We start from the raw sequence: 21,176 nt of genomic DNA on the forward strand, positions 1-21,176 counted from the left end.
CGGACGCTCGGGTAGAATCGCTTCCTCTGACTGCCTACGCCGATCTCGGCGGCGAACAGGCCGTTCGCGCTCCTCCCGGGAAAGATCAAGGAACGCGGCGGCGCGACGGATCGAGGCCGGATTGACTCCAGTCTATCTTCGCGGAGCCGTGCGCACGCCGATCGGGCGCTTTGGGGGCGCTCTTTCTTCCCTGACCGCGCCCGAGCTTGGTGGAAAAGCGGCGGCGGAAGCGATCTCGCGGGCTGGCGTCCGACCCGAGGAGATCGGAGAGACGATCTTCGGGTGCGCGCGCCAGGCCGGTGTCGGGCCGAATCCCGGCCGACAAGTCTCAAGGCTGGCGGGCGTCCCCGACTCGGTTCCCGCCTTCACCGTGAACCAGGCTTGCGCCTCGGGGATGAAAGCCGTCCTTCTCGCCGCCCAGGCGGTGCTGCTCGGTGAGGCCGACACCCTCCTGGCGGGAGGCACCGAGAGCATGAGCCGGGTCCCCTACCTGCTTCCGGGAGCTCGCTTCGGCATGCGCATGGGGCGCCAGGAGCTCGTCGACGGCATGTTCCGCGACGGATTTTTTTGTCCGCTGTGCGGCGAGCTGATGGGCGAAACCGCGGAGGCCCTCGCCCGGGATTATGGCATCGGCCGGCAGGAGCAGGATCGCTTTGCCGCCGAAAGCCAGCGACGCTGCCAGGAGGCGCGCGACCAGGGATTGTTCCGCGACGAGATCGCCCCGGTGGAAGTTCCGGGACCACGAGGCATCGTCCTCGTCGAAGCCGACGAGCATCCGCGGGTCGGAATCACCGAAGCTTCTCTCGCGAAGCTCCCGCCTGTTTTTGCTCCCGAAGGCAGCGTGACCGCGGGCTCCTCGTCGGGGATCACCGACGGCGCCGCGGCGCTGATCGTGTCCTCCTCGCCCGGAAGCGCGGCAGATCGAGGGCCGGTCGTGCGATTGTCAGCCTGGGCGAGCGCCGGCGTGGATCCGCGGCGGATGGGAATCGGACCCGTCCCGGCGGTGCGGCGGCTCTTGCAGCGCGCTTCGCTCTCCATCGACCAAATCGACGTGGTGGAAATCAACGAGGCCTTCGCCGCCCAGGTCCTCGCCTGCCAGCGCGAGCTCCGGATCGATCCGTCGCGCCTGAATCCGCGTGGCGGCGCCATTGCCCTGGGGCATCCCATCGGGTGCAGCGGCGCGCGACTCCTCGTGACCCTGTCCCACGAAATGACCCGACGGGACGCCCGCTATGGCATCGCCTCTCTCTGCGTGAGCGGAGGCATGGGAGTGGCGGCGCTTCTCGAGCGCGCCGCCTCAGACCGGCGTCCCGGAGACGCGTGATGCCGTTCAAAGCCCTTGACTACTACGACGTCGAGTCCCTCCTCACCGAGGAGGAGCGCCTGATTCGGGACACGGTCCGGGGGTTCGTGTCCGATCAGGTGATGCCCCGCATCGAGAAGCACTATCGGGATGGGACGTTTCCCGTCGAGCTGATCCCCGGGCTCGCGGAGCTGGGAACGCTCGGGGCCACGCTCGAGGGATATGAATGCGCCGGCCTCGGACCCGTGGCGTACGGCCTGATCATGCGGGAGCTGGAGCGGGGAGATTCTGGGCTCCGGAGCTTCGTGTCGGTGCAGGGCGGCCTGGTCATGTTTCCCTTGCACGCCTTCGGCTCGGAGGCGCAAAAAGAGAGATGGCTTCCCGCCATGGCCCGGGGGGAGAAGATCGGCTGCTTCGGCCTGACCGAGCCGGACTATGGATCGAACCCGGCTGGAATGTTGACCCGCGCCGTGAAGCGGAACGACCGCTACGTGCTGAACGGCACGAAAGCCTGGATCACGAACGGGACCCTGGCCGATCTCGCCGTCGTCTGGGCGAAGCTCGACGGCGAGATCGGCGCCTTCCTCGTGGAGAAAGGGACGCCCGGATTCAGCGCCCGGGACCACGAGGGCAAGTTCTCGCTCAGAGCCTCGGTGACGTCCGAGCTGGCCCTGCAGGATTGTGCCATTCCCCTCGAGAACCGGCTCGAGGGAGCCCAGGGCCTGAAGGCGGCGCTCGCCTGCCTGAATCAGGCCCGGTACGGCATCGCCTGGGGAGTCGTCGGATCCGCCATGGCGGTCTTCGACGAAGCCCTGGAATACGCCAAGACGCGCATCGTCTTCGGCAAACCGGTGGCGGGTCACCAGCTCCAGCAGCGCAAGCTGGTCTGGATGGCCACAGAGATCACCAAGGCGCAGCTTCTCTGTCTTCAGCTGGGCCGGCTGAAGGAGCGCGGTCGCGCCACTCCACAGCAAGTGTCCATGGCCAAAATGAACAACTGCTCGATGGCGCGGGAATGTGCCCGCCTGGGTCGGGAGATTCTGGGTGCCAGCGGCATCACCGACGAGTACCAGGTCGGCCGCCACCTCTGCAACATCGAATCGGTCTATACCTACGAAGGAACCCACGACATCCACACCCTGATCGTGGGCCAGGATCTCACCGAGCTCAGCGCCTTCTCCTAGCTCGGCCGACCGGGCGATCTCTCTTCCGGCCGAGCTTGGCCTGAGATTCAGCGGGGACGGCGTCCACTGACGGCGATCGCCCAGTCATGAACGCGAATTTCCACGAGACCCGCCTCCTCGAACCAGCCGAACACTTCCGGAAATGTGTGCTTGAACTGGAATCGCGGTGAGTACCAGTCGTAGGTGCCCAGCACCACCGATTGCCACGGTCCGCCGCCCGCGACTCGGACGACGCGAAAAGGAATGCCGAGGACCGGAATGCTCTGCAGGGCGTCGAGAGGGACCGCCAGATGGCATAAGGCGTAAAGAAGATGAGGAGGCAGGTGGACGGTGATTTTTCGCAGCAAGTCCGACGCCGCATAGCCATACCGCCCGTACGCCGAATAGACCCAGATGGCGATGAGCCCTCCCGGACGGACCAAGCGGGTCAGACGAAGAAAAGCCTCCCGTGTGTTGCTCGTGTGATGCAGGACCCCCATGCTGAATACCGCATCGAACGAAGCGTCGGCCAAAGGAGGGACGAGGATGTTGCCTCGCACGAAGTGCGGGCGGGGCAGCTCCGGACTCCGTTTCGCCGCGACCCAGACACCTTCGCTCATGTCCAGGCCCACGGCCTCCGCTCCATGCTCGGCCATCAGGAGGCTGAAGGCGCCGCTGCCGCATCCCGCGTCGAGCACGCGCTTTCCGGCCAGGCGGTCCGGAGCAACCCCGATCGTTGCGAGAAACGAGCTGTTGACCTCGCGAGCCAGGCGGTTGTCCAGGGGGGAGTTCTCGCGGAACTGCCATTGGTAGGAGAAGCTCTTGACGTAGGTTTCCGGGAGGAACTCCGGGATGCCCTGTCGCACCGGATAGACGGCGCCGCACTCGCAGGCGAGCTGCCCCTCCACGATCTCGCCCGACATTTCCTGGCTGGCGGAGGCTCGCAATCCGTGCCCGCAGCGGACACAGGCGAGGAACGACAACGCACTGTACTTCAAGGAATTCTCCTTTCCTAGCGGGGTTTTAACTTAGCACAATCTCGCTCCGGGCGCAGCCTTCCCGGCGGCGCGGCGTTTCGGCGCGGGTTGAATTCCCCCGCATCGCGATGCTATATTCCGGGCTCGATCGGCGCCGACGGCCCGCCGCATGTGGAGCGCGCTTGCCTTCCCAGTCTGGACTCACCGGAAACCTCCGGACGATGCCGCTTCCCGATCTCCTGCAATGGCTCGGGCAGGGGCGCAAGACCGGGACGCTGGTCCTCCAGCGGGATTCGGCCAAGAAGCGCCTCTTCGTGGTCGACGGAAACATCGTGTCTTCCGGCTCGAACGATCCGCGCGAGTTCCTCGGACAAATCCTGGTGAGTCAGCAGCTCCTCACCGAGGCCCAGCTGAAGGAAGCCTTCGACCTGCAAGAGAAGAGCCGGGTCATGCTGGGCCGCGTGGTGGTGCAGAAAGGATGGATTCCCGAAGAGGTGGTGGTCCAGGCCCTGAAGCGCAAGACGGAGGAGACGCTCTACAGCCTCTTCCTGTGGCCCGATGGCGAATTCGCGTTCGAGCAGGGGGCCGTGCGCGAGATGGACTCGATTCCCATCTGCCTCAAGGTCGAGGAGGTGCTGCTCGAGGGTCTGCGCCGCTACGATCTGGCCCAGCGGATCCGGAAAGCCTTCCCGAGCACCGCCGTCGTCCTGTCCCGCACCGAAACCCAGCCGCCCGCCGACCTCCTCGTGAACCTGTTCGCCAAGCGGGCGCTCGAGCTCGTCGACGGAAGCCGCTCGATCCGGGAGATCAGCCTGGAGCTTCACGCTCCGGAATTCACGGTGAGCTATTTTCTGCTCTCGGCGCTGGAGCGCGGCTACGTGCGCATCGCCGAGCAGGGACCCGCGGCCCCGGGATCGCCGCCCGACCGGTCGCACGCGGACGGGCTCCGCCAGGCGAAGGAGCTGCTGCGCTCGGGGGCCTTCGAAGAGGCGCTGGCGATTTTGGACCGGATGGCGGGTCCGGTGGAGAGGACGTCGGAGGTGAACGAGCTCACCAAGACCGCGGAGCTGAACCTGGTCGATCGCCTGTATCGGGGGCCGCTGCCCGCCAAGCGGGTGCCCACTCTCGCGCGGCCCCTCGAGTCGCTCCTGGGCGAGGCGCTCACTCCGGAAGAGGTCTTCCTGGTGAGCCGAATCAACGGATCATGGGATCTCAAGTCGATCGTGAGCATCTCGCCGCTTCGCGAGGTCGACGCCCTGAGGGTCCTGAAGCGGCTGAAAGAGCGCGGCATCATCTCCTTGAAAGAGCCCTAGGCGGCGTCTTTCCACGTCCTTCCATGAACGCCTGCATGCCGGACCGTCGGCTTCGCTCGGCACCGCGGCCGGAGCCTCTCAGATCGATCTCGCCTGGGGAGGATGGACCTCTCCGATCTCCTCGTACCGCTCCGACTCCATCTGAATCGTGGTGTGGCAGATTCCGAAACGCTCCTCCAGCATCTCCTTGATGCGGTTCAGCGTCCGATCGCTGTCGGCCAGGAATCGATCCCTCACCACGACGTGGCCGCTGAGCGCCGGCATCCCCGTCGTGATGCACCAAACGTGGAGATCGTGGAGCTCGCAAACCCCTTCCACCGATTCGATCGCCCGCGCGATGTCGGGGAGGACGGTCTGCGACGGCGCCGCCTCGAGCAGAATGTCGCAGGCCTCCTTCATCAGTCGCAGGGCGCCCCAGAGAATCACGACGCCGATCCCGAGGGAGATCAAAGGGTCGGCACGATACCATCCCGTGAAGCGCATCACGAGGCCGCCGGCGATCACTCCCAATGAGGAGAAGGCGTCGCCCAGGACGTGCAGCAGCGCCCCGCGGACGTTCAGATTCTGGCGGGACGGCGAGAGCAGGGCGATTCCCGCGAGATTCGCGACCAGCCCGATCACCGCGATCCAAAGCATGAGAGTCGTCTGGACCGGACGGGGATGCATGAGACGCCGGAAGGCCTCGTAGAACAGATAGAGCGACAGCACGGCGAGGAGCGTTCCGTTGAAGAGCGCGGTCAGGATCTCGAGGCGGTAATAGCCGAAGGTCTTGCGGTCGGTCGCCGGCTTCGACGCGAAGCCCATGGCGAACAGGCACAGCAGGAGGGCCAGGAGATCGGTCATCATGTGGCCCGAATCGGATAGCAGCGCCAGGCTCTGCGCCAGCAGGCCGCCCACGGCTTCCAGGACCAGGATGGTCGCCGTCAGGCCCACGCACCAGCGCAGGCGGACTCGGTCCCGATCGGCCCGGCCGGCGTGATGGCCGCTCAAGGCGGGCCTCCTTCGAGAACCACCACCGCGGCCGCCGACTCCGCGCTGTGGGTGAGGCTGAGGTGAGCCCGCCGCAATCCGCGGCGTTCCATCACTTCCTCCGCCCTCCCCGACAGGGCAAGCTCCGGACGCCCCGAGGGCCCTCGCACCACCTCCACCTGCCACCATCCCAGCCGCCATCCGGTGCCCACGGCCTTCATGAAAGCCTCCTTGGCGGCGAAACGGGCGGCGTAGTGGATCGCGGGACGCCGGCGCCCCTCGCAATACGCCGCTTCCGCCTCGAGGAACACCCGGCGCACGAAGCGGCTGCGATCCTTTTCCAGAAGCCGGCGAATACGCTCCACGTCGCACAGATCGATGCCGATTCCCAGGATCATCCTCTCACTCCGCGGCGGCGCGGCGCCGGAACGATTCGAAGCGGGCCGTCCCTTCGGCTCCAATCTTCAAGTACCTCCTCGCGTCGCGCCACGCGGGAAGCACGAACACCTCCACCCGGCCCTCGCGCCCCACGTAGCTGCGCTCGAGCTCCTGGTGGAAGTGCCCGAGGACCAGAGTGTCGAATCCGGCGCTCCTTCCCTTCAGGGCGTAGTCCCGGCATTCCTCCTCGGGGAAGCTCGCCCGGTGCCGGGCGTTGGTGCGGGCCATCGACCGCTCCAGTCGCGCGGCCAGCTGCACGGCCCGGCGCGCCGGAAGAAGGTTCAGCAAAGCGGGCAGAATCGGCCCTTTCGACACCCAGCGCCAGAGCCGGTACGGAACGTCCTTCCGGTTGACGCAATCACCATGGGCGAGAAGCAGGCGGCGGCTCCCGAAAGAGATCTCGAGAGCCTCCTCCACGAGCTGGTCGAACGGATCGCCGTGATACGAGGAGCGCAGGTGGTAATCGCGGTTCCCCTCGACGTAGGCGATCTTCACCCCCCGCTGGCGCACCTCGCGGAGCGCCGCCACGACGCGCCGGTGGCTCGGTCCGATCAACGAAGGGTTCCCGATCCACAGGTCGAACAGATCGCCGAGCAGGTAGAGGCCCGTGACGTCTGCGGGGAGGGTCTCGAGGAACTCGACGAACGCCTCGACCTCGGGATCGCCGTCCCGCAGATGGGCGTCACCGAGCAGGAGGATCCAGCTCATTGGCGAATGAGATCGGCGTACCCTCCGGAAAGAGCCTGCTCCCGGATCGAATTTCCTCGAAGCATCCACTCGGCGACCAGGCTGAAAAAGACGCGCTCGGACGCGCGCCGCGTCTCGCCGCCACCCTTCCCCGCGGCTTCCGCACCCCGCGCCGCTTTCAATCCTTCCGCCGCCTTCTGAATCGCCTCTCCGAGGGCGGCGCTGTCCAGCTCCAGGAGGCTCTTGCCTTCGGAGGTCTTGTCGGTTGCGCCTCCGGCGGCGCCCAGCCGGCGGGCCACGTCCGCCCCGTACTGCGCCTCCGTCAGGAGATTCTCGTCCCGCACCTGGGCGAATTCGGCCGCCGCCTTCTCCAGATCGCCCGCGCCGAGGTGCGTGAGCGCCCTCTCGTAGAGGGGCGGGGCGAGCCGGGGGGCCAGTGCCGCGGCCCGGTCGAGTTTCTTGGAGGCCTCGGCGTAACGGTGGGAGCTGAAATCGGTTCGCGCGTCGGCGAGCAGCGCGAGCGCGAAGAGCACCGGGTTGGGGTGGGCGGCAGCCGTGAACGCCTCCACCGAGCGACGATACGCCGCGGCGCCGCGGGATCCGTCCCCCGCGAACTGATACAGGCGCCCGAGCCGGAACTGATCTTCCGCGGAGAGGCCGGTCTTTTCGCCATATCGGGAGATCCCCTCGCGGGAGGCTTTTGCGACGTCGTCGGTGCGGTCGAGGTTGGCATAGACGGCGGTGAGGTAGTACCAGCTTTCCAGGTTGCCCTCCTTCGCGCGCGCCTTCTTTTCCAGGAGCGGAACCGCCCTCTCCCGGTAGGACCGGCTCTTGTCGGCCATCGACTTGAGATCGTAGACGTAGGCGAGCTGGTAGAAGAGCTCCCCGTCATCGATCCCCTGGTCGGCTGCCTTCTCCAGCAGGGGAAGCGCCTCATCGTACTTCCCCTCGTCGTAGAGGCGGCCTCCCTCCTCGGCCGCGCGTTTCGCCGCGGAGGCGGCGCAGGCGCCGGCGAGCAGCAACAGCAAGGCCAGCGTGGAGAGCGCGACGGAGGCGTGTCGGCGGAGGGCCATGGAGTCTCCTTCGGGTTCGCGGGATCGTCAAGAGCGCGGCGCGCCGCCATGATAGCACCCGCCGTTTCACCGGTTCAAGAATCCTCCGGCGACGGGTCGCGCGGGCGCGTGAACTCGTCGAGCCTGCGGAAGCGATCGTAGTCGCCGGATAGGATCGCCCGCCGGGCGCGCGCGATGACGGAGGCGAAATAGGCGAGGTTGTGAAGGGTGTTCAGCCGCGCCGCGAGAATCTCGCCCGATTGATAGAGGTGCCGCAGATAGGCGCGGGAGTAGCGGCCGCAGACGCCGCACGCGCAGCTGGGATCGAGCGGGCCCGCATCCTCGCGGAATTCGTTGCGCTTGATGTTGATTCTTCCGACCGACGTGAACAGCGTTCCATTGCGGGCGTTGCGCGTGGGGAGCACGCAATCGAAGAGATCGACGCCCTCCCCGATGAGATCGACGATCTGTTCCGGCGTCCCAATCCCCATGACGTAGCGCGGAGAATCCGAGGGCAGCATCGGCGTCACGGAGGAGACCACGTCGCGCGCCAGGGGCGGCGGCTCGCCGACGCCGACGCCTCCAATCGCCAGCCCGTCGAATCCCAGCGAGCCGATCTCCTCGGCGCTGCGCCTCCGAAGGTCGGCGTGGACGCCGCCCTGGACGATTCCGAAGCGGCGTGTCCCGGCGGCGAGCGGCGTATCGAGGCTCATCCGGGCCCAGCGCGTCGTCCGCGCCACGGCCTGCTCGACCCGGTCGCGCTCCGCCGGATAGGGCGGGCAGTCGTCCAGGGGCATCACCAGGTCGGAGCCGAGCGCCGCCTGGATTTCGACGCAAAGCGCGGGAGTCATCCGAAAGCGGCGTCCGTCGACGTGGCTTGCGAACTCGACCCCCGTCTCATCGATGCGCCGCAGACTCGCCAGGCTGAAGACCTGGAACCCGCCGCTGTCGGTCAGGATGGCGCCGTCCCACCCCATGAATCGATGCAACCCCCCGAGCTTCCGGATGGTGTCCGACCCCGGACGCAGAAAGAGATGGTAGGCGTTCCCCAAGATCAGCTCGAAACCCAGCTCCCGAAGGTCGCGCGGCTCCACCGCCTTCACGCTGCCCAGGGTCCCGACCGGCATGAAGGCGGGGGTCGAGACGCTGCCGTGCCGCGTCTCCATCCTCCCGAGGCGCGCCCGGGAGGCTGGGTCGCGTGCCGTGACCTGGAAGAACAAGCTCCCTCCCGAGGCTCAGAGAATCAGCATGGCGTCGCCGTAGCTGTAGAACCGATAACCGCTCTCGACCGCCCGGCGATAGGCGACGAGAATCCTGTCGCGGCCGGCGAAGGCGCAGACGAACAGGAGAAGCGTGGAGCGCGGCAGATGGAAATTCGTGATCAGGGCGTCGACGCAGCGGAAGCGGTGGCCGGGAAGGACGTAGAGCGTGCATTCGCCCTCGTCTTCCCGCAGCAGATGGTCCCGCCCGGCGGCCTGCTCCAGGACCCGCGCGGTCGTGGTCCCGACGGCGACGATCCTCCCGCCGCGCCGCTTCGCGTCGCGGATCGCGGCGGCGGTCGCTTCCGGAAGCCGAAACCGCTCGGCATGGATTCGGTGGGAGCGCGCGTCCTCGGTTCGTATCGGAAGAAAGGTGCCGGGCCCGACGTCCAGCGTCAGGAAAGCGAGGCGCACGCCCCGCTCCCCCAGCCGCTGCATGAGCTCGGCGGTGAAGTGAAGTCCCGCGGTCGGGGCGGCGACCGAGCCGGCCTGCCGCGCGTAGATCGTCTGATACCGTTCGGCATCACCGGGGGATCGCCGATCGCTCGCCGCGCGCCGGATGTAGGGCGGCAGGGGGACGGAGCCGCAGCGCGCCAGCAGCGATCTCACGTCGCACTCCGCGGGGAACGCCAGAACGATCGACTCGCCCGATCTTCCGAGCACCTCCGCGCTCGCTTCCCCGAAGCGCAGCGTCATCCCGGGACGCAGCTCGCGGACCCCTTCGCACAGCGCCTCCCAGACTCCCGGACGAGGGCGCTCGCGCACCAAGAGAAAGTCCATCCGGCCGCCGGTGGCTTTCCTGCCTTCGATCCGGGCGGGGAAGACCCGCGTGTCGTTCAGGACGAGAAGATCTCCGGGCTCGAGCCTGCCGGGAAGATCCGCGAAGCTCGCGTGATCCGCCGTCTCCCGGCGGCGATCCAGGACCATAAGCTTCGATTGATCCCGGATGGCCACCGGCTCCTGCGCGATCTGCGCGGGAGGCAGGATGTAATCGTAATCCGACAGGAGGATAGGCGCTTCTCCGGGGGCGCTTCCACCGGGATCCGTCCCGGCGCGCTCCGCGCCGCTCACGGCGCCTTCCGGTAGGGAATCGGATCGGCGACACCCGCCTCGCGAAAGCCCTTCAGGCGGAGGCGGCACGAGTCGCACTCTCCGCAGGCCGTCTCTCCTCCTTCATAGCACGACCAGGTGAGATGAAAAGGAGCCCCCAGACGAATCCCTTCGGCGACGATCTCCCCTTTCCTCATGTGGATCAACGGGGCGAGCACGCTGAGACGGGTCTCCGGCCGCGTGCCTTGCCGCACCAGCTCATTGAAGGCGCGCAGATAGGCCTCGCGGCAATCGGGGTAACCGGAGCTGTCCTCCTCCACCGCCCCGTAATAGATGCGGGTCGCTCCGAGAACCTCGGCCCACGAGACGGCGGTGGCGAGGAGATGCGTGTTGCGGAACGGGACGTAGGTGGCGGGAATCGCCGAGCCACTCGGCGCCGACAACGGCAGCGACAGGTCGGTCAGGCTCGAGCCTCCGATGGCGCCCAGCGGATCGACGCGCGCCAGGAGGCGGCGTCGCACGGCATAGTGATCGGCAATCGCCTCGAAGGCGCGCCGCTCCCGCTCCCGCGCCCTTTGCGAATAGTCCAGATGGAGAAAGGCCGGCTCGTGATCCCGGCAGACCATCGCGGCCACGACGGCGGAGTCCATGCCCCCGCTGACCAGGGCGACGGCCAGCTCCCCTCTCCCCTTCATCAAACCCCCCGCGTCCCGGGAAGCCAGATGGTCTTGTGCAGCTGGGTCTGCAGGCGCACTTCGAGCCGGTCCTCCAGGATCCACTCCGCCAAGGAGCGGAGGGGAAGCACGCCGAAGACCGGAGAGAAAAGCACCTCGTGCGCTTCCGCCAGACGCCGCTCGCGCACGAGGCGCCGGGCCCATTCGTAATCGGGGCGATCCTGGATGACGAACTTGACCTCGTCGGAGGGCTTCAGCCGCGGCAGGTTCTCCCAAAGATTGCGCGCGACCATGCCGCTCGCGGGGCACTTGAGGTCCATCACGATGCGGACCCGGCGATCCACGCCGCCGATGTCGAGACTTCCCCCGGTCTCGAGCATCACCTCCTTCCCCTGCTCGAGAAGCGATCCCATGAGGGCGTGCACCGAGGGCTGGGCCAGAGGCTCTCCTCCGGTCACCAGTATGAGACGAGTCCCGTGCGCCGCCAGCCGCTCCAGGATCGCCTGCACGGTCATCGCCTCCCCTCCCTCGAACGCGTAGGACGTGTCGCACCAGACGCAGCGCAGGTTGCAGCCGGTCAGGCGGACGAAGGAGCAGGGACGTCCCGTCTGGGTCGATTCGCCCTGGATGCTGTGGAAGATCTCGGTGATCTGGAGCGTCTCCGCCTCTCTCGTCATGCGATCAGGCTCCGCAACAACGCCAGGTTCACCTTGTCCTCCGCGTAATCGGGGCCCTTCGGCGTTTCAAGCACCATGGGAACGTCCTGGAGCCTCGAATCGACGAGCAGAAGCCGGAACGCCTCGATCCCCAGATGCCCTTTGCCGATCTGCTCGTGGCGATCAACCCGGCTTCCCAGCTCCCTCTTGGAGTCGTTGAGATGAATCGCCTGCAGCTTGGAGGTCCCGACCCTCGAATCGAACTCCTCGAGGGTCCGCGCGTAGCTCGAAGCGGTGCGGAGATCATACCCCGCCGCGAACACGTGACAAGTGTCCAGGCACACTCCGACCCGTGCGGGGTCGTCGACCGCCTTCAGGACGGCGCCGAGATGATCGAAGCGATGCCCGAGGCCGGAGCCCTGGCCGGCCGTCGTCTCCAGGAGGATTTTCACGCGGTGGCTCGGGTATTTCGCGTGCACCCGATCGATGCCGCGGGACAGCCGCGCCAGCCCCGCCCTCTCGCCCGATCCCATGTGGCATCCGGGGTGCGTGACCAGGTAAGGAATCCCCAGCGTTTCGCAGCGCTCGAGCTCCACCGCGAAGGCTTGGATCGACTTCTCCCAAAGGGCGTCGTCGGGAGAGCAGAGATTGATGAGATACGAGTCATGGGCGATGACGGGGCCGAGACCGGTCATCCGGAGATTGGCGGCAAAGCGCTCCGCTTCCCCGGCGCGGAAGGGGGCGGCCCGCCACTGGTTGCTGCTCTTGACGAAGATCTGGAGGGCCTCGCAACCGACGGTCTTTCCTCTCAGGACGGCGCGATCCACTCCTCCCGCGATCGAGATGTGGCTTCCGAGCCGGGCGCGCGCGGGAGCCGGCGGGGGCGTCCCGCGCTTCCGTCGCTCCGCCCGCTTCTTGGGCCTCACGGCAGGCAAATCGGCCGGACGATTCCGTGGGCCGGCGAGGACGCGATCCGGCCCGCGATCTCCCGCTCTTTCCGCTCCGGATGGCGCCGCACTCGGCCCCGATCGCTCCTCCGAAAGAGTCGATCCCATTCGGCAACAGGTCGATTGAGACAATTCTGACGACGCGGACGGGCCATCGGGGAGCTGCGACCTCTTGAGAACGGGCGGGAGGGACTGGAATAGCGCCTGCTTGAAGCGTAGCATCGCGCTTCTCGGACTGTCAAACTCCGAGGCCGGCGCCGAGCCCGGCTCACGGCGCGCCTCGCCGGCGGCCGATCGGCGCATTCCTTGACGGGACAAGGCGTTTCGGCTATCTTGAGTTTCGCATCATGGCGCGGCGCGAGGCGCCGAAAACCCCAAGTCAAGGAGATTCGACGTGAGATTCCGCCGATCCATCGCCGTGGCGGTTCTTCTGGCATTCTCCGCGATCGGCCCGGCGTTGCTGGCAGCCGCGGACACGAAGCCCGCCTCCAAGAAGAAGCCGAAGACCCCTCCCGCCGAAGCGAAGAAGGCCCCCCCTCAGACCGGCCCGGCCACCAACGTCACGGTCCAGACCCAGGGCGAGGTCACCGTCGTGGAGAATTACTACCTGGACCTTCCTGGGATCGACCTCTCCACGCTGACCCCGAAGCAGAAGCAGAAGTACCTCGACCGCGTGAACAAGGAATTCTGCAGCTGTGGCTGTCCCAACGACACGATTGCGCGCTGCCTGGTGAACGATCCCAAGTGTCCGACCGTCCGCGGGCTCGCTGAAAAAGTCCTCAGCGAGATCAAGGCGGGCGGCTAGCCCCGCGAAAAAGTCGCCGTTGTGGGCTCCTGATGCGTGTGCTATATTGACGCGCCATTTCATTGCTCGCATTGAACCTTTCCACGGACCGGCCTCCCGGGGCCGTCCCCATCGGCGCGCCCCGGTCGGGACGGCCGGCCCGCGGCGAGGTCACAGGAGAGTCCGGGCATGAAGGTCTTTGACGTCTCCGAAATCCGCAATGTGGGATTGATTGGCCATGGAGCGGCCGGCAAGACCTCCCTCGCTTCGGCGCTGCTTTTCGATTCGGGAGCCGTGAACCGCCTGGGGAAGGTGGAGAACGGCACGACGGTGACGGATTACGACGAGGAAGAGATCCACAGAAAGGTCTCCATCGCCTCGAGCCTCTGCCATTGCGAGTGGAGGAAGCAGAAGATCAACGTGATCGACACGCCGGGGTACGGCACCTTCATCGCCGGGGCCAAGGGAGCGCTCCGGGTGACCGACGCCGCCGTGACGGTCGTCTGCGGCGTGTCGGGCGTCGAGGTGCAGACCGAGAAAGCCTGGTCCTTCGCCGACGAATTCCAGCTTCCGCGCCTTCTCTTCATCAACAAGCTCGACCGCGAGCGCTCCAGCCACGCCCGCGCCCTGGAATCGATCCAGAGCCGGTTCGGGAGGACCGCGATCCCCGTGCAGCTGCCAATCGGATCGGAGAAGGACTTCCGCGGCTTGGTGAACCTCCTGGACATGACCGCCCTGCTCTGGAGCCGCGACGAGAGCGGCAAGTTCGAATCGGGACCCATCCCCGCGGATTTGGCCGACGAGGCGAAGGTGGCCCGAGAGAAGCTGATCGAGATGGTCGCGGAAACCGACGAGGCCCTCATGGAGAAGTTCTTCGAGGCGGGCGATCTCTCGGGCGACGACCTGCGCGCCGGGCTGCGGGCGGCGGTCCGAGCACTCAAGATCTTCCCGGTGCTTTGCGGGTCCGCCCTGCTCAACGTCGGCGCCCAGCCCGTCCTCGACGCCATGGTCGATCTCCTTCCCTCCCCCGCCGATCGCGGCGAGGTGAAGGGGGTGGATCCGCGCACCAACACCGAGGTGGCCCGCCGGCCGATCCCCGAAGAGCATGCCTCCGCCTTCGTGTTTCGGACCATCGCCGATCCTTTCTCGGGAAGGATCAGCCTGTTCCGCGTCTTCAGCGGCGTGCTGAAGTCGGACAGCGTCGTCCACAACGTGAACCGCGGCGCCGCCGAGAGGTTCGGCGCCATCTCCCTGATGCAGGGAAAGGAGCTGATTCACGTCGACGAGGTCCGCGCCGGGGACATCGCCGCCATTCCGAAGCTCAAAGAGACGCACACGGGAGACACCCTGGCCGACAAGGCGCACCCCGTCCTCTACCGGCCGGTCGTCTTCCCCGAGCCCTCCATCTCCTTCGCCATCGAGCCCAAGAGCCGCGGCGACGAGGACAAGATCTCGAGCGCCCTGGCCCGCATCGCCGACGAGGATCCGACCATCAAGGTCTCGCGGGACCCCCGGACCCACGAAATGCTGATCTCCGGGACCGGCGAGCTGCACGTCGAGGTCGCCGTGGCCAAGATGAAGAAGAAGTTCGGCGTCGATGCCATCCTCCACGCCCCCAAGGTTCCCTATCTCGAGACGATCAAGGCGCGCGCCGAGGCGCAGGGACGCCACAAGAAGCAGACCGGGGGGCACGGACAGTTCGGCGACTGCAAGATCCGCATCGAGCCCCTGCCGCGCGGCGGCGGCTTCGAGTTCGTCGACGAGATCTTCGGGGGCGCCATTCCCCAGAACTTCCGGCCAGCGGTGGAGAAGGGGATCCAGGAATCGCGGATGCGCGGGTATCTCGCAGGCTTCCCGGTCGTCGATTTTCGCGTCGTCCTCCACGACGGCTCGTATCACACCGTCGACTCCTCGGAGCTCGCGTTCAAGATCGCCGGCTCCCTGGCGTTCAAGAAGGCGATGGAGCAGGCGAGGCCGACGCTGCTCGAGCCGATCATGAACGTCTCGGTCGAGACACCTGAGGAGTTCATGGGCGACATCATGGGCGACTTGAACAGCCGGCGCGGCCGCGTGCAAGGCGTCGACTCCCAAGGCTCCGCGCAGGTGATTCGCGCCCAGGTGCCGATGTCGGAGATGCTCACCTATTCTTCCTCCCTCAAGTCGATCACCGGAGGGCGCGGCTCCTATCACATGGAGCTCTCCCACTACGAGGAAACTCCCGCCCAGATCCAGACCCGGATCATCGCCGAGCACAAGCCGCAGAAGGCCCAGGAAGAGGAAGCCTGAGGCCGTGATGCAGGAGCACACCGAAATCCGCGACCTCGGCAGCCGCGAGAATCAGGAGGCGATCGTCCGCGGATGGCTCTACGCCCGCCGCGAGTCGGGAAAAATCCGCTTCCTCGTCGTCCGGGACGGCACTGGATATCTTCAATGTGTGGCCGCGGCGCAGGAGATTCCTCCGGAGGTCTTCGCATTGTGTGGGACCCTGGGGCAGGAATCTTCGGTGGAGGTCCGGGGGCCGGTCCGCCGGGAGGCTCGCGCCCCGGGGGGATTCGAGATGGGGCTGCGCGACCTGAAGGTCCTGCATGCCGCCCATGACTATCCCATCACCCCGAAGGAGCACGGCCCGGAGTTTCTCCTGGATCACCGGCACCTTTGGCTCCGGTCGTCGCGCCCCCACGCCCTGCTGAGGATCCGGAACGAGGTCTGCCAGGGCTGCCGGGAGTTCTTCTACTCCCGGGGCTACGTTCTCATCGACTCTCCGATGTTCACGCCGGCGGCCTGCGAGGGGACCTCCACCCTCTTCGAGACCGATTACTTCGGCGAGAAGGCCTACCTGACGCAGTCCGGCCAGCTCTACCTGGAACCGGCCTGCATGGCGTTCGGAAAGGTCTATTGCTTCGGCCCGACGTTCCGGGCCGAGAAATCGAAGACCCGCCGCCACCTCACGGAGTTCTGGATGCTCGAGCCGGAGATCGCCTTCGCCGAGCTCCCCGACATCATGGCGCTGGCCGAGGAGCTCGTCGTCGCCCTCGTCGTCCGGGTGCTCGACCGGAGCCGGGAGGATCTCAAGGTCCTGGAGCGCGACACCTCCCGCCTGGAGAAGATCGTCGCCCCCTTTCACCGCATGAGCTACGACGAGGCGGCCCAGGCGCTGTCCGATCCCGCGGTGCAGGCGCGTGCCCGCGAGCAGGGCGCTCCTCCGTTCGAGCCGGGCGGCGACTTCGGGGGCTTTGACGAGACCGTTCTCACCGAGAAGCTGGACCGCCCCGTGATCGTCACGCACTATCCCACCGCGCTGAAGGCCTTCTACATGCAGCCCGATCCCGCGAACCCGGAGCGGGTGCTCTGCATGGACGTGCTGGCTCCCGAGGGATACGGGGAGATCATCGGCGGCAGCCAGCGCATCCACGATCACGATCTGCTCCTATCGCGGATTCGCGAGCATCGCCTTCCGGAAGAGGCGTTCCGGTGGTATCTCGAGATTCGCAAGTACGGAACGGTTCCCCACGCCGGATTCGGCATGGGGATCGAGCGCCTTGTTTCGTGGATCGCGGGCGTGCGGCATCTCCGGGAGGCGATTCCTTATCCCCGGATGCTCCATCGCCTCTATCCCTGAAGCGGCGGGAAAGCGACCCCCATGCCCGTCCCCGCACCGGTCCGCGTCGGCTTCGTCAGCCTCGGCTGCCCCAAGAACCTCGTCGATTCGGAGGTGATGCTCGGCAGCCTGCGCGGCAGCGGCTGCGAGCTCTCCGCCGACCCCGCGGATTCCGACGTCATCGTCGTGAACACGTGTGGCTTCATCGAGTCGGCGAAGCGCGAGTCGATCGACACCATCCTGGAGATGGCGGAGCACCGCAAGAAGGGGCGGTGCCGCCGGCTCGTCGTGGCCGGATGCCTGGTGCAGCGCTATCACCGGGAGCTGCGCGATGAGATTCCGGAGATCGACGCCTTCGTGGGGCTCGACGAGCTCGACAAGATCGTCCAGGCGGTCCGGGGGGATCTCGCCTCCGCCGCCTCCGATCCCGCCGCCGCGATCTCGGGAATGGCCCGGGCCCTCTATGATCATCGCGCCGCCCGGGTCCTCGCGACCCGGCCGCATCTCGCCTACCTCAAGATCTCCGAAGGGTGCGATCACGTCTGCTCCTTCTGCGCCATTCCCTCCATGCGGGGCCGGATGCGCTCCCGGAGCGTCGCGTCCCTCCGCCTGGAGGCCGAGGCTCTGGCGCGGCGCGGCGTGAAGGAGTTGATTCTGATCGCCCAGGACAGCACCGACTACGGAGCGGATCTCGGCGACGGCGCCGATCTCGCGGGCCTGCTCCGAACCCTCGACGCCGTCCCCGGGATCGAGTGGATTCGGATCCATTACGCCTACCCGAACCGGGTCAGCGACGCGCTGCTCCACGCCATGGCCGCTTCCCCGAAGGTCTGCCGGTATCTGGACATCCCCTTGCAGCACGCCGATCCGGCGATCCTGAGGAGCATGCGACGGGGAGGCGGCGGCGCCGCGCACCTCCGGCTGATCCGCAAGATCCGCCGGATCCTTCCCGGCTGCGCGCTGCGGACCACCTTCATCGTCGGGTTTCCGGGGGAGACCCGACATTCCTTTCGGATGCTCTGCGATTTCGTGCGCGAGGCTCGGTTCGAGCACGCCGGTGTGTTCGCCTACTCGCACGAAGAGGGCACGGCCGCGTTCTCCCGTCGGGACGACGTGTCCGCGGCCCTCAAGAGCCGGCGCCGCGATCGTCTCATGGAGATTCAGGCCGCCATCGCTCTCGAGCATAACCGCGCCCGGATCGGGCGGCTGCTTCCGGTGCGCATCGACGGTCTCGAGACGGAGACGCGGATGCTCCTGACGGGGCGCACCGAGTTCCAGTCGCCGGACGTCGACGGCCGTGTCCTGATCACCGACGGGGTCTCGGCGCCGGGAACGCTCGCGCCGGTGCGCATCCTCGAAGCGCATCCCTACGATCTGGTCGGGCACATCGAGCGGACGTGAACGCCTCCTGCGGAAGAGCCTCTTGAAGCGACGCGGCGCGCGCCTGGCACTGGCGTATCTGGTGGCCACGGCCGGCAACGTGGGACGGATCCCCTTCGTCCCCGGAACGTTCGGGACCCTGGCCGCCGTGCCGCTCGCCTACCTCGTGGCGCGGGCCGACCGCCCTTGGGTTTTCCTGGCCGCCGTGGCGACGGCGACCGTCGCCGGCGTCTGGGCCGCCGGGGTGGTCGAGAGGCAGGAGGAGCGTACCGATCCCACGCTGGTCGTCGTCGACGAGGTGGCGGGATTCCTGGTGACGATGGCCTTCCTTCCGGCGACCCCCTGCCTCCTCCTGGGCGGCTTTCTCCTCTTTCGGGTGCTGGACGTTCTCAAGCCTCCTCCGGCCGGCTGGGCCGAGAAGTTGCCCGGCGGATTCGGTATCATGGCGGACGATCTGATCGTCGGCGTCTATGCCAACCTGATCCTGCGGGCGGGGATCCACTTCATCGGCCGATCATGAAGACCTATGCGAGCGCCGGCGAGATCTCGCCGGCGCTGGAGCGTCCCCTGGTGACGCTCGGAAATTTCGACGGGGTCCACCGCGGCCACCAGTTCGTCATCGGAGAAGTGCTGAAGCGCTCCGCGCAGACGGGGCGGCCGGCGCTGCTGGTCACGTTCCACCCCCATCCGCTCAAAATCATCCGCCCGCAATCGGCGCCGCCGCTCCTGATCAGCCACGAAGAGAAGATGGCCCGCCTGGAGGCGCTCGGCGTCGAACACGCGGTCGTGATTCCCTTCACCCCCGCGTTCGCCGCCCTTTCGGCGGAGCGCTTCGTGCGCGACGTCCTGCACCGGGACCTCAAGGCCTCGGCCGTCTTCGTCGGGAACAACTTCAATTTCGGGAGGGGCCGCGAGGGAAACGTCGGTCTCCTCCGGCGGATGGGGCGCGACCTCCGCTTCGACGTGCCCGAGCTTCCCGACCTTTTGATCCTCGGCAGCCCCGCGAGCTCCAGCCGCATCCGCCGCGCCGTCCGCTCGGGAGAGGTCGAGCTGGCCCGCGAGCTTCTCGGTCGGCCCTTCACCGTGCCGGGGCGGGTGATCCGCGGCGACGCCCGCGGAGCCGCCCTCGGCTATCCCACGGCCAACCTCTCGCCGTCGGCCGAGATTCTTCCCGCGGACGGCGTCTACGTCACGCGCGCCCGCGCCTTCGGAGCCGAGCACGACGCGGTGTCGAACGTCGGGAGCCGGCCGACTTTCGAAGGGGCCGGGTTTGCGATCGAGACGCACTTCCTCGATCGGGCCCCGGAGCTTTCCGGTCTCTACGACGAATGGATCGAGATCGCCTTTCTGGCGCGACTTCGGAGCGAAGTCCGCTTCGACTCCGCCGACCAGCTGAAACGCCAGATCGCCGCGGACGTGGCCCGCGCGCGTCGCTTCTTCGAACAGCTCGCGCCGCCAGGCGGCGGCTGAGCGCAGAGGGAGGGAATGAAACGGGATCGTCAGTTCCTTTGGCTTCGCCTTCAGTCCCTGTCGGGCGTGGTGCCGGTGGGACTCTTCGTGCTGCTGCACCTCTACACCAACTCATTCTCCCTGAAAGGCGCCGGCGCCTACGACGCGCGCCTGCGGCGGCTCAACGAGCTTCCCTTGATGACGCCGTTCGAAATCCTCTTCATCTACGTGCCGATCCTCTTCCATGCGATCCTCGGGCTGGTGATCACCTTCCGGGGCCAGGTCAATCTCCTCGCCTACCCCCGGTTGGGGAATTGGCGCTACGTGCTTCAGCGCTTGTCGGGGATCGGCGTCCTGCTGTTCGTCGGCGCGCACGTCTACAAGACACGGGTGGAGCCGGCCCTGCGCGGCTTCACGCTGGACTTCGCCCACATGCAGGAGGCGATGAGCGAGCCGCTCACATTCACCGTCTACCTCCTCGGGATGCTGGGGACCGCCTACCACCTGGCCAACGGCTTGTGGACGTTCAGCATCACCTGGGGGATCGCCGCGGACCGGCGCGCCCAGAGCCGGCTCACGGCGGCGGCGATCGCCTTGTTCGTCCTGATCTTCCTGATGGGGATCAACAACATGGCGGGATTTCTGGGCCGCGGAGTGGCGTTTTGAGTCGCTCCCCCTCCTGGAGGGAATGGCTCACCGGCAAGGCCGTTCCGATGGCCTTCTGGTCTTTGTTCCTGGTGAGCGTCGGCCGCAAGATCCCCGCGTCGATCGCGACGCTGCTCCGGGATGGCTTCGCGCTCTATCCGGCGCTGGAGCTGGCGCGGCACGTCCTCACCCTGGCCTTCATCGCGCTCGTGGGCAGCACCTACCTCACCCGGATGCGAGCCGTCGACAAGGCGCGCGGTCTGCGCGAGATCGTCTTCCCCATGTTCGTCTTCCTGGCGGGGATCGCCGGCATGGCCATCCTGGTGCTGCGCTACAAGGTGCCGCGGCATCCGGCGCTCGTCCTGTCGGGGCTGGCGCTCGCCTCTTGCGGGATTTGCTGCAGCCTGTGGGCTCTCGTCCACCTCCGCAACTCTTTCTCCATCCTGGCGGAGGCTCGCCGTCCCGTCACCACGGGCCCGTACCGTCTCGTGCGGCATCCCCTCTATCTGGGCGAGGCCCTGACGATGCTGGGACTCTGCCTCACTCTCGGGAGCGCCGCCGCCCTTCTGTTCTGGGCCTCGATCAACGCCCTGCAGCTCTTCCGCGCCCGGATCGAGGAGGACAAGCTGGCCCGCCAATTCGACGAGTATCGCGCCTACCGGGAAAAGACCCCCTTCATCCTTCCCGGGCTCCGCTAGTGTTGCGTTTCGGAAATCATGTTAACACCGAGGTCGCCGAGGCGCCCGGATCGCAAGGCGCGCCAGAGCGTCGCGTACCCAAGGCGGTACGCAAGCGAGGCGCAACGCGGCGAGCCGGGATGGATCGGGGGCCG

Annotated in this window: 21 protein-coding genes; 11 read left to right on the forward strand and 10 right to left on the reverse strand. The window is 67.1% G+C overall.

The features are described 5' to 3' along the window. Nucleotides 1-148 precede the first annotated feature (148 nt). Complete coding sequence (locus tag VGR67_10420; protein ID HEV8336821.1) at nucleotides 149-1,324, forward strand: thiolase family protein; 1,176 nt, start codon at nucleotides 149-151, stop codon at nucleotides 1,322-1,324. Next, complete coding sequence (locus tag VGR67_10425) at nucleotides 1,324-2,487, forward strand: acyl-CoA dehydrogenase family protein (protein HEV8336822.1); 1,164 nt, start codon at nucleotides 1,324-1,326, stop codon at nucleotides 2,485-2,487. Before VGR67_10420 ends, VGR67_10425 begins: the two co-directional genes overlap by 1 nt. Nucleotides 2,488-2,534: 47 nt before the next feature. Here the strand turns inward: VGR67_10425 and VGR67_10430 are convergent, their stop codons facing one another. Continuing rightward, nucleotides 2,535-3,464 carry a methyltransferase domain-containing protein gene (locus VGR67_10430; GenBank protein HEV8336823.1) on the reverse strand — a complete coding sequence of 310 codons (930 nt, stop codon included), beginning with the start codon at nucleotides 3,462-3,464 and terminating at the stop codon, nucleotides 2,535-2,537. A gap of 161 nt (nucleotides 3,465-3,625) precedes the next feature. Between VGR67_10430 and VGR67_10435 the strand changes: the two genes are divergently transcribed. After that, the gene (locus tag VGR67_10435; GenBank protein HEV8336824.1) at nucleotides 3,626-4,756 is read left to right on the forward strand and encodes a DUF4388 domain-containing protein; all 1,131 of its coding nucleotides are present in this window, start codon (nucleotides 3,626-3,628) and stop codon (nucleotides 4,754-4,756) included. A 78-nt stretch (nucleotides 4,757-4,834) separates the two neighbouring features. Here the strand turns inward: VGR67_10435 and VGR67_10440 are convergent, their stop codons facing one another. From VGR67_10440 to VGR67_10480, 9 genes are all read right to left on the reverse strand, one after another. After that, a complete protein-coding gene (locus VGR67_10440; protein HEV8336825.1) occupies nucleotides 4,835-5,746 on the reverse strand; it encodes a cation diffusion facilitator family transporter in 912 nt (303 codons plus the stop codon). After that, nucleotides 5,743-6,123 (reverse strand): holo-ACP synthase, encoded by a 381-nt coding sequence (locus VGR67_10445; GenBank protein HEV8336826.1) that lies wholly within the window; start codon nucleotides 6,121-6,123, stop codon nucleotides 5,743-5,745. Before VGR67_10445 ends, VGR67_10440 begins: the two co-directional genes overlap by 4 nt. Nucleotides 6,124-6,127: 4 nt before the next feature. Further along, on the reverse strand, nucleotides 6,128-6,871 hold the full coding sequence (locus VGR67_10450; protein ID HEV8336827.1) for a UDP-2,3-diacylglucosamine diphosphatase: 744 nt from the start codon (nucleotides 6,869-6,871) through the stop codon (nucleotides 6,128-6,130). Then, a complete protein-coding gene (locus VGR67_10455) occupies nucleotides 6,868-7,923 on the reverse strand; it encodes a hypothetical protein (protein ID HEV8336828.1) in 1,056 nt (351 codons plus the stop codon). Before VGR67_10455 ends, VGR67_10450 begins: the two co-directional genes overlap by 4 nt. A 74-nt stretch (nucleotides 7,924-7,997) precedes the next feature. Next, nucleotides 7,998-9,122, reverse strand: a complete 1,125-nt coding sequence (gene tgt / locus VGR67_10460; protein ID HEV8336829.1) for a tRNA guanosine(34) transglycosylase Tgt — start codon at nucleotides 9,120-9,122, stop codon at nucleotides 7,998-8,000. 15 nt (nucleotides 9,123-9,137) lie between these two features. Beyond that, nucleotides 9,138-10,172: a tRNA preQ1(34) S-adenosylmethionine ribosyltransferase-isomerase QueA gene (queA, locus tag VGR67_10465; protein ID HEV8336830.1), complete on the reverse strand. Its 1,035-nt coding sequence runs from the start codon at nucleotides 10,170-10,172 to the stop codon at nucleotides 9,138-9,140. Nucleotides 10,173-10,228: 56 nt separating this feature from the next. Next, complete coding sequence (queC, locus tag VGR67_10470) at nucleotides 10,229-10,906, reverse strand: 7-cyano-7-deazaguanine synthase QueC (GenBank protein ID HEV8336831.1); 678 nt, start codon at nucleotides 10,904-10,906, stop codon at nucleotides 10,229-10,231. Then, nucleotides 10,906-11,562 carry a radical SAM protein gene (locus VGR67_10475; GenBank protein ID HEV8336832.1) on the reverse strand — a complete coding sequence of 219 codons (657 nt, stop codon included), beginning with the start codon at nucleotides 11,560-11,562 and terminating at the stop codon, nucleotides 10,906-10,908. Before VGR67_10475 ends, queC begins: the two co-directional genes overlap by 1 nt. Then, nucleotides 11,559-12,467: a deoxyribonuclease IV gene (locus VGR67_10480; GenBank protein HEV8336833.1), complete on the reverse strand. Its 909-nt coding sequence runs from the start codon at nucleotides 12,465-12,467 to the stop codon at nucleotides 11,559-11,561. Before VGR67_10480 ends, VGR67_10475 begins: the two co-directional genes overlap by 4 nt. A gap of 415 nt (nucleotides 12,468-12,882) precedes the next feature. Here VGR67_10480 and VGR67_10485 point away from each other — a divergent pair, with 415 nt between their 5' ends. The 8 genes from VGR67_10485 (at nucleotide 12,883) to VGR67_10520 (ending at nucleotide 21,042) form a co-directional block, all read left to right on the forward strand. Further along, nucleotides 12,883-13,293 (forward strand): hypothetical protein, encoded by a 411-nt coding sequence (locus VGR67_10485; protein HEV8336834.1) that lies wholly within the window; start codon nucleotides 12,883-12,885, stop codon nucleotides 13,291-13,293. Nucleotides 13,294-13,461: 168 nt separating this feature from the next. Continuing rightward, nucleotides 13,462-15,558, forward strand: a complete 2,097-nt coding sequence (gene fusA, locus VGR67_10490; protein ID HEV8336835.1) for an elongation factor G — start codon at nucleotides 13,462-13,464, stop codon at nucleotides 15,556-15,558. A gap of 7 nt (nucleotides 15,559-15,565) precedes the next feature. Further along, nucleotides 15,566-16,891 (forward strand): asparagine--tRNA ligase, encoded by a 1,326-nt coding sequence (gene asnS, locus VGR67_10495; protein ID HEV8336836.1) that lies wholly within the window; start codon nucleotides 15,566-15,568, stop codon nucleotides 16,889-16,891. A gap of 21 nt (nucleotides 16,892-16,912) precedes the next feature. Continuing rightward, a complete protein-coding gene (rimO, locus tag VGR67_10500; protein HEV8336837.1) occupies nucleotides 16,913-18,271 on the forward strand; it encodes a 30S ribosomal protein S12 methylthiotransferase RimO in 1,359 nt (452 codons plus the stop codon). A 22-nt stretch (nucleotides 18,272-18,293) separates the two neighbouring features. Further along, nucleotides 18,294-18,770 carry a phosphatidylglycerophosphatase A gene (locus tag VGR67_10505; GenBank protein HEV8336838.1) on the forward strand — a complete coding sequence of 159 codons (477 nt, stop codon included), beginning with the start codon at nucleotides 18,294-18,296 and terminating at the stop codon, nucleotides 18,768-18,770. Further along, the gene (locus tag VGR67_10510; protein HEV8336839.1) at nucleotides 18,767-19,720 is read left to right on the forward strand and encodes a bifunctional riboflavin kinase/FAD synthetase; all 954 of its coding nucleotides are present in this window, start codon (nucleotides 18,767-18,769) and stop codon (nucleotides 19,718-19,720) included. Before VGR67_10505 ends, VGR67_10510 begins: the two co-directional genes overlap by 4 nt. Nucleotides 19,721-19,735: 15 nt before the next feature. Further along, on the forward strand, nucleotides 19,736-20,365 hold the full coding sequence (locus tag VGR67_10515) for a succinate dehydrogenase (protein HEV8336840.1): 630 nt from the start codon (nucleotides 19,736-19,738) through the stop codon (nucleotides 20,363-20,365). Beyond that, on the forward strand, nucleotides 20,362-21,042 hold the full coding sequence (locus VGR67_10520) for an isoprenylcysteine carboxylmethyltransferase family protein (GenBank protein HEV8336841.1): 681 nt from the start codon (nucleotides 20,362-20,364) through the stop codon (nucleotides 21,040-21,042). Before VGR67_10515 ends, VGR67_10520 begins: the two co-directional genes overlap by 4 nt. Nucleotides 21,043-21,176: the final 134 nt, after the last annotated feature.

The sequence above is a fragment of the Candidatus Polarisedimenticolia bacterium genome (assembly GCA_036004685.1).
Classification (GTDB): domain Bacteria; phylum Acidobacteriota; class Polarisedimenticolia; order Gp22-AA2; family AA152; genus DASYRE01.